Annotated in this window: 16 protein-coding genes and 1 other RNA gene; 7 read left to right on the forward strand and 10 right to left on the reverse strand. The window is 70.1% G+C overall.

All coding sequences use genetic code 11. From position 1 onward, the window contains the following. Positions 1-10: 10 nt before the first annotated feature. The 3 genes from CCK91_RS06300 to CCK91_RS06310 all read right to left on the reverse strand — a co-directional run bounded on the left by CCK91_RS06300 (position 11) and on the right by CCK91_RS06310 (position 3,718). A complete protein-coding gene (locus CCK91_RS06300; RefSeq protein ID WP_079705870.1) occupies positions 11-1,366 on the reverse strand; it encodes a glutamine synthetase family protein in 1,356 nt (451 codons plus the stop codon). A gap of 97 nt (positions 1,367-1,463) precedes the next feature. After that, the gene (locus CCK91_RS06305) at positions 1,464-3,428 is read right to left on the reverse strand and encodes a hypothetical protein (RefSeq protein WP_086473341.1); all 1,965 of its coding nucleotides are present in this window, start codon (positions 3,426-3,428) and stop codon (positions 1,464-1,466) included. A 104-nt stretch (positions 3,429-3,532) separates the two neighbouring features. Next, complete coding sequence (locus CCK91_RS06310) at positions 3,533-3,718, reverse strand: hypothetical protein (protein WP_064293764.1); 186 nt, start codon at positions 3,716-3,718, stop codon at positions 3,533-3,535. 34 nt (positions 3,719-3,752) lie between these two features. Here CCK91_RS06310 and map point away from each other — a divergent pair, with 34 nt between their 5' ends. Then, positions 3,753-4,607 carry a type I methionyl aminopeptidase gene (gene map, locus CCK91_RS06315; RefSeq protein WP_086473342.1) on the forward strand — a complete coding sequence of 285 codons (855 nt, stop codon included), beginning with the start codon at positions 3,753-3,755 and terminating at the stop codon, positions 4,605-4,607. Between the two features lie 56 nt (positions 4,608-4,663). Further along, a complete protein-coding gene (gene ppgK, locus CCK91_RS06320) occupies positions 4,664-5,440 on the forward strand; it encodes a polyphosphate--glucose phosphotransferase (RefSeq protein ID WP_079705867.1) in 777 nt (258 codons plus the stop codon). Between the two features lie 57 nt (positions 5,441-5,497). Here the strand turns inward: ppgK and rnpB are convergent. The 4 genes from rnpB to CCK91_RS06340 all read right to left on the reverse strand — a co-directional run bounded on the left by rnpB (position 5,498) and on the right by CCK91_RS06340 (position 8,187). Continuing rightward, positions 5,498-5,864, reverse strand: an RNA gene (gene rnpB, locus CCK91_RS06325) — RNase P RNA component class A. 71 nt (positions 5,865-5,935) lie between these two features. Next, entirely contained in the window at positions 5,936-6,673 is a 738-nt protein-coding gene (locus CCK91_RS06330; protein WP_086473343.1) for a zinc ribbon domain-containing protein, read from the reverse strand. A gap of 44 nt (positions 6,674-6,717) precedes the next feature. Then, on the reverse strand, positions 6,718-7,533 hold the full coding sequence (locus CCK91_RS06335) for a Nif3-like dinuclear metal center hexameric protein (RefSeq protein ID WP_086473344.1): 816 nt from the start codon (positions 7,531-7,533) through the stop codon (positions 6,718-6,720). A 36-nt stretch (positions 7,534-7,569) separates the two neighbouring features. Continuing rightward, the gene (locus CCK91_RS06340) at positions 7,570-8,187 is read right to left on the reverse strand and encodes a LysE/ArgO family amino acid transporter (RefSeq protein ID WP_086473345.1); all 618 of its coding nucleotides are present in this window, start codon (positions 8,185-8,187) and stop codon (positions 7,570-7,572) included. Positions 8,188-8,255: 68 nt separating this feature from the next. Here CCK91_RS06340 and CCK91_RS06345 point away from each other — a divergent pair, with 68 nt between their 5' ends. From CCK91_RS06345 to CCK91_RS19615, 3 genes are all read left to right on the forward strand, one after another. After that, the gene (locus tag CCK91_RS06345) at positions 8,256-9,155 is read left to right on the forward strand and encodes a LysR family transcriptional regulator ArgP (protein ID WP_086473346.1); all 900 of its coding nucleotides are present in this window, start codon (positions 8,256-8,258) and stop codon (positions 9,153-9,155) included. Between the two features lie 63 nt (positions 9,156-9,218). After that, complete coding sequence (locus CCK91_RS06350) at positions 9,219-9,638, forward strand: organic hydroperoxide resistance protein (RefSeq protein ID WP_064293757.1); 420 nt, start codon at positions 9,219-9,221, stop codon at positions 9,636-9,638. Between the two features lie 80 nt (positions 9,639-9,718). After that, positions 9,719-9,883, forward strand: coding sequence for a hypothetical protein (locus CCK91_RS19615; protein ID WP_165766994.1), 165 nt, complete (start codon positions 9,719-9,721; stop codon positions 9,881-9,883). Between the two features lie 14 nt (positions 9,884-9,897). Here CCK91_RS19615 and CCK91_RS06355 read toward each other — a convergent pair whose 3' ends face one another. The 3 genes from CCK91_RS06355 to CCK91_RS06365 form a co-directional block, all read right to left on the reverse strand. Beyond that, the gene (locus CCK91_RS06355; protein WP_086473347.1) at positions 9,898-10,137 is read right to left on the reverse strand and encodes a hypothetical protein; all 240 of its coding nucleotides are present in this window, start codon (positions 10,135-10,137) and stop codon (positions 9,898-9,900) included. Between the two features lie 133 nt (positions 10,138-10,270). Then, positions 10,271-11,197, reverse strand: a complete 927-nt coding sequence (locus CCK91_RS06360) for an aldose 1-epimerase family protein (RefSeq protein WP_086473348.1) — start codon at positions 11,195-11,197, stop codon at positions 10,271-10,273. 10 nt (positions 11,198-11,207) lie between these two features. After that, positions 11,208-12,506 carry a kynureninase gene (locus tag CCK91_RS06365; RefSeq protein ID WP_086473349.1) on the reverse strand — a complete coding sequence of 433 codons (1,299 nt, stop codon included), beginning with the start codon at positions 12,504-12,506 and terminating at the stop codon, positions 11,208-11,210. Positions 12,507-12,577: 71 nt separating this feature from the next. Here CCK91_RS06365 and CCK91_RS06370 point away from each other — a divergent pair, with 71 nt between their 5' ends. Beyond that, positions 12,578-13,222 carry an FMN-dependent NADH-azoreductase gene (locus tag CCK91_RS06370; protein WP_086473350.1) on the forward strand — a complete coding sequence of 215 codons (645 nt, stop codon included), beginning with the start codon at positions 12,578-12,580 and terminating at the stop codon, positions 13,220-13,222. Positions 13,223-13,312: 90 nt separating this feature from the next. After that, positions 13,313-14,884 carry a molybdopterin-dependent oxidoreductase gene (locus CCK91_RS06375; protein ID WP_086473351.1) on the forward strand — a complete coding sequence of 524 codons (1,572 nt, stop codon included), beginning with the start codon at positions 13,313-13,315 and terminating at the stop codon, positions 14,882-14,884. Positions 14,885-14,900: the final 16 nt, after the last annotated feature.

Genomic DNA, 14,900 nt, shown 5'->3' on the forward strand with positions numbered 1-14,900 from the left:
GTCCCCTCGTCTAGAGCATCTCCAGGTTGCTGGCCAACTCGAAGGGGGTCACCTGGGCCCGGTACTCGTGCCATTCCTGTCGCTTGTTCAGCAGGACGTAGTTGAACACCTGCTCGCCGAGCGTCTCCGCCACGAGCTCGGAACCCTCCATGAGGCTGACGGCGCGATCGAGGCTGGCGGGCAGCGCGTTGTATCCCAGTGCCCGACGCTCGGTGTCGGAGAGGGTCCAGACGTTGTCCTCGGCCTCCGGCGGGAGCTCGTAGCCCTCCTCGATTCCCTTCAGCCCAGCGGCGAGCATGAGCGAGAAGGCGAGGTACGGGTTGGCGGCGGAGTCGATGGCGCGGTACTCGACCCGAGCGCTCTGGCCCTTGTTGGGCTTGTAGAGCGGCACGCGCACGAGTGCCGAGCGGTTGTTGTGGCCCCAGCAGACGAAGCTCGGGGCCTCGGACAGCTTGTTCGGTCCGACGCCACCCCAGAGTCGCTTGTAGGAGTTCACGAACTGGTTCGTCACCGCGGTGATCTCCGGAGCGTGCGTCAGGAGTCCGGCGATGAACTGCCGGCCCGTCTTTGAGAGCTGGTACTGCGCACCCGCCTCGTAGAAGGCGTTCGAGTCACCCTCGAACAACGACATGTGCGTGTGCATGCCGCTGCCGGGCTGGTGGACGAGCGGCTTCGGCATGAACGTCGCGTAGACGCCCTGCTCGATCGCCACCTCCTTCACGACGGTGCGGAAGGTCATGATGTTGTCGGCCGTCGTCAGGGCGTCGGCGTACCGCAGGTCGATCTCGTTCTGGCCGGGTCCCGCCTCGTGGTGGCTGAACTCGACGGAGATCCCGAGGTCTTCGAGCATCCGGACGGAACGTCGACGGAAGTCGTGCGCGGTGCCACCTGGGACGTTGTCGAAGTAGCCCGCGGAGTCGACCGGCTCCGGTCCGTCGACGCCGTACTGCGAGGACTTCAGCAGGTAGAACTCGATCTCGGGGTGCGTGTAGAACGTGAACCCCATGTCGGCGGCCTTCGCCAGGGTGCGCTTCAGGACGTTCCGCGGGTCGGCGACGGCGGGCTGGCCGTCGGGCGTCGTGATGTCGCAGAACATGCGCGCCGTCGGGTCGATCTCGCCGCGCCACGGCAGGATCTGGAAGGTCGTCGGATCGGGGTGGGCCAGGAGGTCCGACTCGTAGGAGCGGCTGAGCCCCTCGATCGCGGAACCGTCGAAGCCGAGGCCCTCGGAGAACGCGCCTTCCACTTCGGCCGGGGCGATCGCGACGGACTTGAGGGTCCCGACGACGTCGGTGAACCACAGCCGGACGAACTTGACGCCCCGCTCCTCGATCGTGCGGAGAACGAAGTCGCGCTGCTTATCCATCTGCCCCTCTTCCTTCGGCCGGCGGCCCGTGTCTAGGCTACTGGCTCCGTCCCCGTTCCCGCTCATCAGCGCGCGCCGGGCGTGGGCGATCCACGGCTCACCACCAGGCGAGGACGAAGAGTGCGGTCCAGCCGGCCGTCGCCGCCCACAGCAGCGAGAGTACGGCGATCCGCAGCCGCGATCCACGGTTGGCCCCTTGCCAGACGGGCACCAACCCGAGGCAACTCACGAGGAGGGCGATGGAGAGCCACGGCAACGCGGCGGGCACCCCGACGAGAGCGATCGCCGGGTTCGACGCAGCCGCACGGACGAGCACGACGGCTCCTCCGATCGCCCACGTCGCTCCGAACACCGGAGCGATCCCCAGGAGCAGACCGTCCTGGACCGACTGGCGCCGAAGCGCCTGCGTGATCAAGCGGTAGCCCCACGCCACGGACCATCCGATGGCCACGAGCCCGAACAGGATGGGCAGCACCAGCAGCAACCACCTGCCGCCGGCGTCCGACGAGGTCTGCTGGGCCCACCGTGGGCTCGCCGCGACATCGGCTCGATCGACGACGGCGACGGCTGCGTCGTCAGTGTCGCAGAGCGCCCGATAGCTCGCCGGATCGCTGAGCCACGCGCGCACCGCGACCCGTGCGCACGCACTGCTCAACGTTGGGACGGCGCCCGACCCGGGGAAGACCGCCACGAGGGCGTCCGGCGTGCCGTCGGCGACGGGGACGGCGAAGGCGGCGGCCTGTTCCGGGGCACCGAGCAGGAGGACCGACGTCCCGATCGCTCCCGGTGGCGGCGTCGCAGCAACGGCGAACGAGGAGCAGGCAGCGGCCGAAACGTCCTCCAGCAGCGTCGTCGTGGTGACCTCCGCGTCCGAGCGTTCGATCGAACCAGGCCAGCCGGTCGTCGAACACCCGAGCACGCGGTCGAGGATGCCGCCGGAGTCGGCCAGCTGGGCGATCGCATCGTTCGCCACGGGATCCAGCACCGTGCTGTCGCCGTCCGCGACCGAGCTCAGGAGCACCGGGAGTGCCGCCTGGGCGGTGGGTTCCGACAACGCGTATGAGGTGATCGCCAGGAGCGCGTCGCCACCGAGGGTGATCGGTCGCGCTCCGGAGGTGCGGTGCGGTTCGGCGACGAGCCCATCGGTGGCGGCGGTGAGGATGCCGGCGGAACGCGACGGCTCGCTCGGCGCGGTGTCCGGGGTCGCGGACTCCGGTTCCTCAGCGGCGGCGGCCCGTGGTGCCGCCGACGGGGACGGAACAGGACCCTGCGGCTCGACACCGCGCGCTCGGACGACGGCCAGGGCGGCCGCCACGCCGCCTGCGGAAACGATCCCGGGTGCACCCAGATCGGGGCCGTCGAGGACGACGCCGTCGACGCCACCCGGATCGACGTCGGCGGCCGCGAGGGCCACACCGGCCGACGAGCCCGCGGCCAGGATGGTCCACCGGTCGTAACCGAGCTGCTGCCGGAGGTCGCGGAGATCCGCCGCCGCAGGCGCGACGGCGAAGTCGCTCGGCACGACGCCGTCCTCCTGCCAGGCCGCGGCGCAGGAGGCGAAGGCCGTGCCGACCGCGGCGACGCGCGATGCGCGGTCCCCGTCCACGCCGAGCGAGGCGCGGATGGCTGCGGTCGCCGGCGCGCAGTCGAGCGACGGCGTGGCGTCGGGACCGCCCCGGCGCTCGACGAACACCACGTCACGATCGGCGGCAAGGCCGCCGGCGACCGCGAGTGCGTCGATGTCGAGCGTCGACAGCGACGAGCTCCCGGCGAGGTAGACGAGCGGTGGCCGTCCCGTCTCGAGGGTGGCCGGTACGAGCACGTACGGCAGGGTCGCCTCCGGCGAGTCCGGCACCGCCCGCGACAGGGGCACCGTCAACACGCCGCAGCGGGAACCGCCGGGGACCGGGGTGACGCACTCGGCTGCGCTGACCTCGGTGGCGACCACCGGCGCTGCGCCGGCCGGCGACGTCGGCATGAGGAGGAGTACGAGGCTGAGGGCCGCGACGGCACCTCGTCCGACGGCGATCGGTCGCCTCCGCAGACGGTCGATCCTGTGCATGTTCCCCCCGCTCGAGCTTCATCGCTCGGCCCATCCTGGCGGATCACACCACGCCTGCGGAAGAGGGCTTGCCCGCAATCCGCTCGTGTTGCGACCCGGGTGGCTCAGTCCTCGGCAGCCTCGTCGGCATCCCACTTCGCGCTGTTGGCGCGCAGTCGCTCGAGTGCGTGCGAGGCCTCCGCAGCCGTCTCGAAGGGACCGACGCGGTCGACGACACTCGACTCGAAGCCGAACTCGACCTGACCGGTCTTCGTGTTGTACCAGTACTGCTCGGATGGTTCCTTCGCCACGGCGCGTCTCCCCTGCTCGGTTAGGCTTGATCCTATGCCTTTCGACACCGCAGGTCACCTGATCCCCGGTCGCGTCGGCCGCCCCCGATCGGTGCCGGAGACGATCGTCCGCCCCGAGTACGTCGGCCGCGCCGCACCGGCCACCGACACCCGGGGCGATCTGTACTCGGCGGAGGAGATCGAGCGCATCCGGGTCGCCGGGACCATCGCCGCCGATGCGATCCAGGCCGTCGGAGCGGCGGTCCGTCCCGGGGTGACCACTGACGAACTCGACGCCATCGGCCACGCGTTCGTCATCGGCAAGGGTGCCTATCCGTCGACGCTCGGGTACCGCGGTTACCCCAAGTCGATCTGCAGTTCGATCAACGAGGTCGTCTGCCACGGCATCCCCGACGACACCGCTCTGCGCGAAGGTGATCTCGTCAACATCGACATCACCGCCTACCTCGACGGGGTGCACGGCGACAGCAACGTGACCTTCCTCGTCGGCGACGTCGCCGACGACACACGTCTCCTCGTCGAGCGCACCCGCGAAGCCCTCAACCGAGGGATCAAGGCCGTCGCGCCCGGCCGGCAGATCAACGTCATCGGTCGTGCGATCGAGTCCTACGCGAAGCGGTTCGGGTACGGCGTCGTCCGCGACTTCACGGGCCACGGCGTCGGCCGGTCATTCCACTCGGGGTTGATCGTCCCCCACTACGACGCCGCGCCCCTCTACGACACGGTGATGGAGCCGGGCATGGTGTTCACGATCGAGCCGATGCTCACGATCGGCTCCCAGGACTGGGAGCAGTGGGACGACGACTGGACGGTCACGACCCGCGACCGGTCGTTGACCGCGCAGTTCGAGCACACGCTCGTCGTCACCGAACGCGGGGCCGAGGTCTGACCGTTCCGAGCGCGATCGACACCGCCGCACCGCCCGCGGCGCTCTAGGCTGGACGCATGACGAACGCAGCTCCCCGGTCCGCCGTCGGCATCGATATCGGAGGGACCGGCATCAAAGGTGCGGTCGTCGATCTCACGACGGGTGCCCTCCTCACCGATCGGGTGAAGATCCCCACGCCGAAGGGCGGCGAGCCGAAGGACATCGTCGTGACGGTGCGCGAGGTGCTCGAGCAGCTGTCCCCGGCCTCGGATGGACTCCCGCTCGGCGTCTGCTTCCCCGCGATCGTCCGGAACGGCCGGACGATGTCCGCGGCGAACGTCTCCGACGCCTGGATCGGCCTCGAAGCCGAGCAGCTGTTCGAGCAGGGACTCGGGCGCGAGATCACCTTCGTGAACGACGCCGACGCGGCCGGTTACGCCGAGACCGAGTTCGGCGCGGCCAAGGGCGCCAGCGGCCTCACGATCCTGACGACCCTCGGCACCGGCATCGGTACGGCGCTCATCTACAACCGCACGTTGATCCCGAACGCCGAACTCGGGCACCTGGAGATCGACGGCAAGGACGCTGAGACGCGGGCGTCCTACGCGGTGAAGGAGCGCGAGGACCTGAGCTGGGAGAAGTGGGCCAAGCGTCTCCAGAAGTACTACGAGCGCCTCGAGTTCCTCTTCTCGCCCGACCAGTTCGTGGTGGGCGGCGGCGTGTCCAAGCACGCGGACCACTTCCTGCCGCTGCTGCAGCTCGACACCCCGATCATCCCCGCCGTGCACCGGAACAACGCGGGCATCCTCGGCGCAGCCGCTCTCGCCGCCGGCCCCGCCGAACGCATCGCCTGAGCACTGCGCCACGCGCTGCGGCGGTTCCGTCGCAGCGCTCGGCGTGGGAGTGGGGTGTGAACGGGTCGACCGGTACGCCGGGTTCTGTCCCACGCTTGCGCGTTTCGACGGCCATCTCTCTCGGGACGACGTTGCCGCCGCCCTCTAGCGGTCTACCCGGGAACTTGGCGAGCAGCCTCAGCGTTCCCTGTTGACCTTGCTCCGGACGAGGTTTACCGAGCCGACCGGGTCACCCCGGTCGCTGGTGGGCTCTTACCCCACCGTTTCACCCTGACCGTGGTCGCCCACGGCGGTCTGTTCTCTGTGGCACTGTCTCGCGGGTCACCCCGGGTGGGTGTTACCCACCGCCCTGCTCTGTGGAGCCCGGACGTTCCTCGGCACCGACACCCGGAGGTCTCGGTGACGCGACCGTCTAGCCGGCCCGTTCACGGAGACGAGTCTACCGGCCCGTGACAGCGGCCGCGGACCGCCGGTGTGGTGCAGCCCGCGTCCGGCTCAGACGAGGCCGGACTCGTCCGTACGGACGACGATCGCGGCGCATTCCGGGCACTGCACGACGTCTTCGGACGGTGCAGCGCGGACGGCTTGGAGGTCGTTGCCGGTGAGCGACATCTTGCATGCGCCGCAGGTGCCGGCGCGGAACAGCGCTGCACCGATACCGCCGCGGGCGCGGCGCTGGTCGTAGAGGGCCAGGAGGTCGGCGGGGATGCCGGGTGCGAGTGACTCGCGGTCGGCGGTGAGTCGTGCCCGTTCGGCCTCGAGTTCGACGAGTTCGGCGTCGCGCTTGGCGACGACCTCGTCGAGGAGTTCCTGGAGTCCGGCGCGCTCGGCGTCGACCTGGGCGACGGCGTCCTCCGCGGCCTCCACCCGCTCCATGACGTTCAGCTGGATCTCTTCGAGGTTGTTCTGCCGGTTCTGCAAGGAGGCGATCTCACTCTGCAGCGCCTCGACGTCCTTGACGGAGGTGGACGACTGGAGACGGTCGGCGTCGCGCTTCATGCGGGCCGCGACGACGGCGACGTCGGACTCGATGCGCCCGAGCTCGGTCTGTGCGTCGTCGCGGACGCCGACGCGCTCCAGGCGACGGAGGCGCACGGTCTCGATCTCGGCCTGGAGCTGCGCGATGCGCGCGGCCTCGGGGAGGTTCGCCGCGCGGTGGGCGGTGCGCTGCACGCCGGTGTCGATGCTCTGCAGGGTGAGCAACGTCTTCTGGTCTGCTGGGCTGGCTTTCACGTCTGTTCCAAACTCTCGACTCATCACCCTACCGGCCGCGCCGACTACTGGGTGACGACGAAGTCCCACGGGTCGGTACGCAGTTCGCTGACCCGGACGTCGAGTCCAGGGAGCTCTCGTCGGAGCGCGTCAGCGGCCCCCTCCAGCCACAGCCACTCACTCGCCCAGTGGGAGACGTCGATGAGGGCCGGACCGCCGCCGAGGAGTGCCTGTTCCCGGGCCTCGGACGCCGGGTGGTGGCGGAGGTCGGCCGTGATGTACACGTCGGCCGCGCGGACCGCGGGGTGGGACAGGAGCGAGTCCCCCGCTCCTCCGCAGAGCGCGATCCTCCGGACGGCCTGGTCGTAGTCCCCGGAGGCACGGATCCCGGTGGCGGTCGCCGGCAGGATCTCGGCGAGGGCACGTGCGAGAGCGCCGAGCGAGGTCTCCTCCGGGAGCTCGCCGACCCGACCCAGCCCGGTCAGGCCGTCGGCGGCGGGGACGATCGGAGTCGGGTCGTGGAGGCCGAGACGTTGGGCGAGGACGTCCGAGGTCCCGTCGGCGACGACGTCGGCGTTGGTGTGGGCGGCGATGAGCGCGGCGCCGCCGCGGATCAGGCGCGTGATGAGCGACCCCTTGTACCGGTCGCCCGCCACGGTCGTGACACCACGCATCAGCAGCGGGTGGTGGACCAGCAGCAGACCGTCGGGGCGCTCGAGCACCTCGTCGACGGTCACGCCGACCGCGTCGACCGCGAGGAGCACGTGCCCGACCGGCTGGTCCGGGTCGCCGACGAGGAGCCCCGGGGCATCCCAGTCCTCGGCTCCGGACAGTGGCCAGAGGCGCTCGACGACCGTGTTGACCTCACGCAGGGTTCTCATCACCCGGCAATCCTAACCAGGCACCCTCGAGCACGCTCAGGGCCGCAGGACGAGCATGATCGCGAGGGCGATCATGACGACCGCGATCGCGACGTCGAGGATGCGCCAGGCCACGGGCTTCGCGAAGACGCCGCGGAGCAACCGAGCGCCGTACCCCAGAGCGGTGAACCACAGGATGCTCCCGAGGACCGCGCCGGCGGCGAACCACCACCGCCCCACCTCCCCGTGCGTGTTCGCGATCGAGCCGAGGAGGAGGACGGTGTCGAGGTACACGTGCGGGTTCAGCCAGGTGAGGCCGACCACGGTGAGCACCGCCGCCCTCAGTGAGAGACCGTTGCCACCACGGTCGGCGGCGAGACCGGACGGGGCGAGTGCGCGGCGTGCGGCCAGCAGGCCGTAGCCGAGCAGGAAGGCCGCGCCGGCCCAACGGAGGACGACGAGGACCACGGGGAACCGCTCCACGACGAAGCCGATGCCGCTGACACCGGCGATGATGAGCACCGCGTCGGAGAGAGCGCACACGAGGACGACCGGCAGGACGTGCTCGCGCCGGATGCCCTGCCGGAGGACGAAGGCGTTCTGGGCGCCGATGGCCACGATGAGTGAGAGGCCGAGGCCGAGGCCCGCGATCACGGCCTGCAGTGCGGAGGTCATCCTCCGACCGTAGGAGGCTCAGGGTGATGAATCCAGTTCAATATTCTGATGAATCGTAAGATCCTCTTATGATGGATGTCCATTTCGAGCAACTGCGGGCCTTCGTCGCCGCCGTCGACCACGGCACCTTCGAGTCGGCCGCACGGGAGCTGATGGTGACGCCGTCGGCGATCAGCCAACGCATCAAGGCCCTCGAGCAGAGCGTCGGCCGGGTCCTCCTGCTCCGGACCAAACCGATCACCATCACGGCGTCAGGTGAGATCGTGCTCCGCCTCGGCCGCGCGGTGCACCTGCTCGGTCACGACGCGGCGCTCGAGTTGCACGCCGACGACGCGCTCACGCCGGCCAGCCCGGCGGTGATCCCGATCGTCGTGAACGCCGACTCCCTCGCCACCTGGCTGCTGCCGGTGCTGGCGGACGTCGCCGCCCGGGAGTCGATCGTCTTCGACCTCGCTCGTGAGGACCAGGACCATTCGACCGACCTCCTCCGTGCCGGCAGCGTCATGGCCGCGGTCACCTCGAATGCGGAGCCCGTCCAGGGGTGCACGGTGCGCCCCCTCGGCCGGATGCGATACCGACCGATGGCGTCACCCACGTTCGCGGCGCGCTGGTTCGAGGATGGTGCGACCGCTCCGGCGCTCACGGCTGCGCCGGTCGTCGTGTTCGACCGGAAGGACGATCTCCAGGACGCCTACCTCCGACGACGGGGCGTCGACCCCGCGGACCCGCCGCGACACCATGTCCCGGCGTCGGCGGACTTCGCGACCGCCGTCGGCCTCGGTCTCGGCTGGGGCATGCTCCCGGACGCGCAGTCCGAGGCGCCGCTGCGCCGGGGCGAACTCGTCGTGCTCGACGAGACCGGCGGCGTCGACGTCCCGCTGTTCTGGCAGCAGTGGCGACTCCACTCCCGGCTGCTCGAGCTCGTCACGACGGCGGTGGTCGACGCGGCTCGATCCACGCTGCACTGAACGACTGCCGAGAGGTCCCGGCGAAGGTGCATCGCGCACGCACGACGGTGCAAGGATGGAGCAATGGATATCGCGTACACAGCAGTTGCCCATGCCACCGGAGGCGGACGAGACGGACACGTCCGCAGTGAGGACGACCTCCTCGACTTCGACACCCGTCCCCCGAAGGAACTCGGCGGCAGCGGCGAGGGCACCAACCCCGAGCAGTTGTTCGCCGCCGGCTTCGCCGCGTGCTTCCTCAGCGCCCTCCACGCCGTCGGGCGCACCGCGAAGCTCGACACGAAGGACGCCGAGGTGTCGGCCAGCGTCGGCATCGGATCGAACGGTGAGGGCGGCTTCGGCCTGGCCGTCGAGCTCGACGTCTACGTGCCGAACGTGACGCACGATGAAGCCCAGCAGCTGGCCGACCAGGCGCACCAGGTGTGCCCGTACTCGAACGCCACGCGCGGCAACATCGACGTGACGGTGTCGATCGTCGACTGACGAAGCTCCCGCCCGCAAGGGCTGTCGATCGTCGTGTCCGCCGGTTACGCTGACGGGCACGACGATCGAGAGGAAGCATCATGTCTGATTTCGGGGCGGTCGAAGGCATCCGTGACGAGGGCGCGGCGGCCATGTTGCCCGGGCTCCCGGACGCCGTGGTCGAGGACGAGGCGCTGGACGACGACGCGCCCGCCGAGGACGCAGCAGACGAATCCGGTACGGGCCTCGCCGGCTCAGGGACTTGACGCGGGGATCGAATTCAGCGCAACATCGACGCGGCGATGACGCCGACGATGCCGAGTTGCAGCGCGAGCACGATGCCGATCGTGATGAAGAGCGTGCTCCAGAGGACGATGTTCCCCAGGAGGACGCCCACGAAGGCCCCGAACCGTCCGCGCGGTCGAGCCGTCGGCCGCGCCACCTGAAGCCGTTCGGTCTGCGCGACCCGGGGCGTGGACAGGGTGAAGAGATTCGGGCTGGTGTCCAGGTGCGTGGTCATGCCACCAGTGTCCGCCGACACCCGGGGGCGGCACATCGGACGCCGGGGCGATCATCGCCCCCGCGGCGTCATCCTCTGAGCTGATCCTCCTCCGCCCGTGGGACGGTCGACCGTCCGCCGAACGGCGTGCCGGTCACACCTGCGTGAGTCGGATCCCCCAGGACAGCGACCACCGCTCGTCGGGGTCCAACCACCGGAGTCCGGTCCCGCTGTTCAGCGCATCGGCGGGGGCCGTCATGGGCTCGACGGCGATGGCCTGCGTCGGTCCGTCTGCCGCCGGGAAGTTCTTCGGCGTGTAGACCTGGACGAACCGGAAGTCGTCGTCCGCCCAGAGTTCGACGGTGTCGCCGTCCGGTGCGGTGAGCCGGTGTCGGACGGAACCGTCGACCTGCCGGACCGAACCCAGGCCGACGTCGATCGAGAGGTCGCCCACGCGCGCACCCGAGCGCAGATCGTACGGGGTGCCGTCGACGGGACGGGAGGCGACCGGGATGCGCTGCTCGTCCGTCTCGAACCAGGTGTCGGCGGCCACCGTCACGGTGAGGTCGGCGGTGGGCACCCCGCCGAGCGCCAGGTAGGGGTGAGCGCCGACGGCGACCGGCGCGGGGCGACTCGACCGGTTCACGATGGTGTGGGTCACCCGGAGGCCGTCGTCGTCCAAGGTGTAGGCGACCGAGGTGTCGAGGCGGAACGGGTAGCCGTGCTGCGGGAACACCGAGGCGAGCAGGGTAACCGCGTGATCGGTGTGCTCCCCCGCCCGGTATCCCGTGTTGCGCAGGAGACCATGGGAGGCGTTCCCGGTGGCCGCCTCGGTGACGTCGAGCTGCTGCGGTTCACCGTCGAGTGTCCACCGGGCGTCCCGGACGCGGTTGGGCCACGGCACGAGCACCATCCCGCACCCCATCGGGGCGACGACGTCCTCACCGAAGGACTGCACGAGGGTGCGTCCGCCGACCGTCAGTTCGCGCAGTCCGGCGGCGAGTTCGGTGACCGTCGCTCGGACCTCGCCCTGCGGACCGGCGCGGTGGAGACGGTACTGGGTTCCAGAGGCAGCGGGCATGCCGCCAAGCCTACGACGGACGTCCGTCAAGCGGAGTGGATCCGGGTGAGGCCGTCCACCGGTCGACAGCCTCGGCGATCCGGGTCAGCCCGACTTCGAGCTCGGCGAAGCCGGAGCTCAAGGGTGCGACCCCGATGCGGAGACCGTCCGGGTGCCGGAAGTCGGGGATCACGCCCGCATTCCAGAGCAGCGGGGTGATCTCTCGGAACGACGGGTGACCGAGCGTCACATGACCACCGCGACGCGCCGGGTCACGAGGGGTCATCACCCTGACACCAGAGCTCGCGAGGTGCTCATCGGCCCAGGAGATCGCGAACGTGGTGAGCGCCACGGACTTCGCGCGGATGGCGACGACCCCGGCGGACTCGATGAGCGTCAGCGAGTCCTCGAGCGGCAGCATGCCGACGATCGGTGGTGTCCCGCTGAGGAACCGGCGCATCCCGACGGCCGGCTGATAGGCGTCGGCCATGGCGAAGACGTCGGCAGCGCCCATCCACCCCTGGATGGGCTGGAGGAGCCGATCCTGATGGCGCGCCGCGACGTAGGCGAAGGCCGGAGCACCGGGTCCGCCGCCGAGGTACTTGTAGGAGCAGCCCACCGCGAGGTCCACGCCCCACTCGTCGAGCTGGATCGGGACCGCACCGGCGGAGTGGCACAGGTCCCAGAGGACGAGTGCTCCCGCCTGATGCGCGATCGCGGTCAGTTCCTCGACGTCGAGCAGCGCTCCGGACCGGTAGTCGACCTGGCTGAGCACGACGAGTGCGGTCTGCTCGTGGACCACCTCGCGCAACTGGTGCACGGCGACACCGTTGACCGGGTCGGCGTCGATCCATCGGACGCGCAGACCCCGTTCAGCGGCGATCCCCTCGATCACGAAGCGGTCCGTCGGGAAGTTCCCCGCATCGATCAGGAGCTCGTCGCGCCCAGCGGCTCCTCCGGCGGACGACGTCGCGTCGACTGCCGCGCGGATCAGCTTGTACAGCAGCACGGTCGTCGAATCGGCGACGACCGTCTGGCCTGCTGCTGCACCGAGCACGACCGATCCCAGGCGGTCGCCGAGCGTCAGCGGCAGCTCGAACCAGCGGTCGTCCCACGACCGGATGAGCCTCGTCCCCCACTCCTCGGCGATGAACGACTGTAGCCGCTCCGCCGTGGCCCGCAACGGCCGCCCCAGGGAGTTCCCGTCGAGGTAGGCGACGACGCCCTCGGCCGGGACGAACGCCGCGCGGTGTTCCGCGAGCGGGTCGGTCTCGTCGAGGACGCGTGCGTCCGGGCGGGCGGACGTGGTGGGGGCTGGGGCGTCGACCATCCTGCGACGGTAACCGCCACCAGTGCGTGCCGCAAGGAAGCGGACGGGACGCGGCTTGCTAGCGTTGCCGCATGCCCACCCTCCTGCACCTCGACTCCTCCGCCGATCTCGACACCTCCCGGTCCCGCCGGCTCTCGCAGGCCGTCGTGGACGCCTGGTCGACCGCCGACCCCACCGGCATCGTCGTCCGTCGCGACCTGCATCTGGATCCGGTCCCCCACCTCGCCGACGCGAGTCTCCACTGGGCGCCGGCCGACCGCCTCCCCGGCGCGAACCCGCCCGCCGAGGCCGAGACCCTCCAGCGCGTCCTGCTCGACGAGCTGCTCGGCGCCGACGTCGTCGTGATCGGCGCGCCACTCTACAACTTCTCGATCCCGTCGTCGCTCAAGGCGTGGATCGACCACATCCACGTGCCGGGCGTCACCTCCGCGGACACGGGAGCGCTCACCGGTCGGCCGGTCGTCATCGCCACCAGCCGCGGGATCGCCTACGACGCGGGCAGCCCGACCGAGGGCTGGGATCACGAGGTGCCGGCGCTGCGGACGCTGTTCGGCGGAGCGCTCGGCATGGACGTCCACGTCATCACGACGAGTCTGACCCTCGCCGACCGTGATCCGGCGCTCGTAGCGCAGCGCGACCGGAGCGAGCAGGAGTTCGCCGAGGCCATCCGGCTGGCGTCCGAGACGGGACTGCGGCTGGCCGTCTCGACGGCCTGACCGCCGAGGAGACGGGCGGACGACGAATCCGACCCGTCTGATCCGGGCAGTGCTCCGAACTCCTGTCGAGCCACGATCAGGGAGAAGCACATGCCATCGAAGCACCAGACCGGCACCACGCGGAGCGGACGACGCCTCGTCTGGTTCGCGGCAGCACTGTCCGGCATCGTCGCAGCAGCGGTGTTCCTCGCGATCGCCGAGCTGGCGGCGCTGTTGTTCGCCCGAGGCAGCAGTCCTCTCCTCACCGTCGGATCGTTCGTCATCGACATCGTCCCGCGGTGGGCGAAGGAGTTCGCGATCGAGACCTTCGGTGGCAACGACAAGATCTTCCTCCTCGTGAGCCTCGGGGTCGCCGTCGTGATCGCCGCGGCGATCGCCGGGGTCCTGCAGCAGATCCGTCCACCGCTCGGTGTCGTGGTCCTCATCGCGGCCGGCGTCTTCGCCGGTGCGACGACCGTAACCCGTGCCGGCGCCACCCCGCTCGCCGTCGTCCCCGTGATCCTCGGTCTGGCGGCCGGTGTCGTGATCCTCGTCCTCCTGAGTCGTCGCCTGCCGAAGCGAGCCGCGAACGGCTCGGACGACGAGCGCGCGGCGTTCGACCGCCGAGGCTTCTTCCGCGTGGCCGGCATCGCGGCGGCCGGTGCCGTCGTCGTCGGCGTGGGCGCACGCCTCGTGAACGTCACCACCTCGTCGATCACGGCCGTCCGCGACGCCCTCAAGCTCCCTGCGCCGAAGTCGACCGTCACGATCCCCGACGGAGCCGAGGCGGACGTCGACGGCCTCAGCCCGCTCTTCACACCGAACGACAAGTTCTACCGCGTCGACACCGCGCTGACCGTGCCGACGGTCGACCCGGCCACCTGGACGCTCACGATCGACGGCATGGTCGGCGAGCAGGTGCAGATCACCTTCGAGGAGCTCCTCGCCATGGGGCTCGACGAATACGTCATCACCATGACCTGCGTCTCGAACGAGGTGGGCGGCAACCTCCTGGGCAACGCGAAGTGGCTCGGTATCCCGGTGCGTGACGTCCTCAAGCGGGCGATGCCCGACTCGAAGGCCGACATGGTCCTGTCCACGAGCGTCGACGGGTTCACGGCGAGCACACCGCTCGAGTCGCTCACCGACCCGAACCTCGACGCGATCCTCGCCGTGGCGATGAACGGCGAGCCGCTGCCGCTCGAGCACGGCTTCCCCGTTCGCATGGTCGTCCCGGGCCTCTACGGCTACGTGTCGGCGACCAAGTGGCTGACGAAGCTGACGGTCACGACCTTCGACAAGGACGAGGCCTACTGGACCCCGCGCGGATACGACGCGAAGGCGCCGATCAAGCTCTCATCGCGGATCGACACGCCCCGCATCGACAAGCAGCTGCCGGCCGGACCGGCGAAGATCGCGGGTGTCGCCTGGGCCCAGACCGTCGGGATCGCCAAGGTCGAGGTCAGCATCGACAACGGCGACTGGCAGAGCGTCAACCTCACGACCGCCATCAACGACGACACCTGGGTGCAGTGGTGGATGGACTGGGAGGCGACCGCCGGTACGCACTACGTCGCCGTCCGTGCGACCGACAAGGCCGGGAACCTCCAGATCGAGGAGCAGGCGCCGATCGCTCCCAACGGATCCTCCGGTTGGCAGCGCACGCTCGTCCGCGTCGGCTGACGACCCGCGGCTGACC

This window comes from Plantibacter elymi (nom. nud.) (assembly GCF_900177795.1).
GTDB lineage: Bacteria > Actinomycetota > Actinomycetes > Actinomycetales > Microbacteriaceae > Plantibacter > Plantibacter elymi.

Bases quoted from the DNA above. Each gene is read 5' to 3' on its own strand.
- CCK91_RS06300 (WP_079705870.1), bottom strand. From the start codon at position 1,366: ATGGATAAGCAGCGCGACTTCGTTCTCCGCACGATCGAGGAGCGGGGC.
- CCK91_RS06305 (WP_086473341.1), bottom strand. From the start codon at position 3,428: ATGCACAGGATCGACCGTCTGCGGAGGCGACCGATCGCCGTCGGACGA.
- map (WP_086473342.1), top strand. From the start codon at position 3,753: ATGCCTTTCGACACCGCAGGTCACCTGATCCCCGGTCGCGTCGGCCGC.
- ppgK (WP_079705867.1), top strand. From the start codon at position 4,664: ATGACGAACGCAGCTCCCCGGTCCGCCGTCGGCATCGATATCGGAGGG.
- CCK91_RS06335 (WP_086473344.1), bottom strand. From the start codon at position 7,533: ATGAGAACCCTGCGTGAGGTCAACACGGTCGTCGAGCGCCTCTGGCCA.
- CCK91_RS06340 (WP_086473345.1), bottom strand. From the start codon at position 8,187: ATGACCTCCGCACTGCAGGCCGTGATCGCGGGCCTCGGCCTCGGCCTC.
- CCK91_RS06345 (WP_086473346.1), top strand. From the start codon at position 8,256: ATGATGGATGTCCATTTCGAGCAACTGCGGGCCTTCGTCGCCGCCGTC.
- CCK91_RS06350 (WP_064293757.1), top strand. From the start codon at position 9,219: ATGGATATCGCGTACACAGCAGTTGCCCATGCCACCGGAGGCGGACGA.
- CCK91_RS19615 (WP_165766994.1), top strand. From the start codon at position 9,719: ATGTCTGATTTCGGGGCGGTCGAAGGCATCCGTGACGAGGGCGCGGCG.
- CCK91_RS06355 (WP_086473347.1), bottom strand. From the start codon at position 10,137: ATGACCACGCACCTGGACACCAGCCCGAATCTCTTCACCCTGTCCACG.
- CCK91_RS06360 (WP_086473348.1), bottom strand. From the start codon at position 11,197: ATGCCCGCTGCCTCTGGAACCCAGTACCGTCTCCACCGCGCCGGTCCG.
- CCK91_RS06365 (WP_086473349.1), bottom strand. From the start codon at position 12,506: ATGGTCGACGCCCCAGCCCCCACCACGTCCGCCCGCCCGGACGCACGC.
- CCK91_RS06370 (WP_086473350.1), top strand. From the start codon at position 12,578: ATGCCCACCCTCCTGCACCTCGACTCCTCCGCCGATCTCGACACCTCC.
- CCK91_RS06375 (WP_086473351.1), top strand. From the start codon at position 13,313: ATGCCATCGAAGCACCAGACCGGCACCACGCGGAGCGGACGACGCCTC.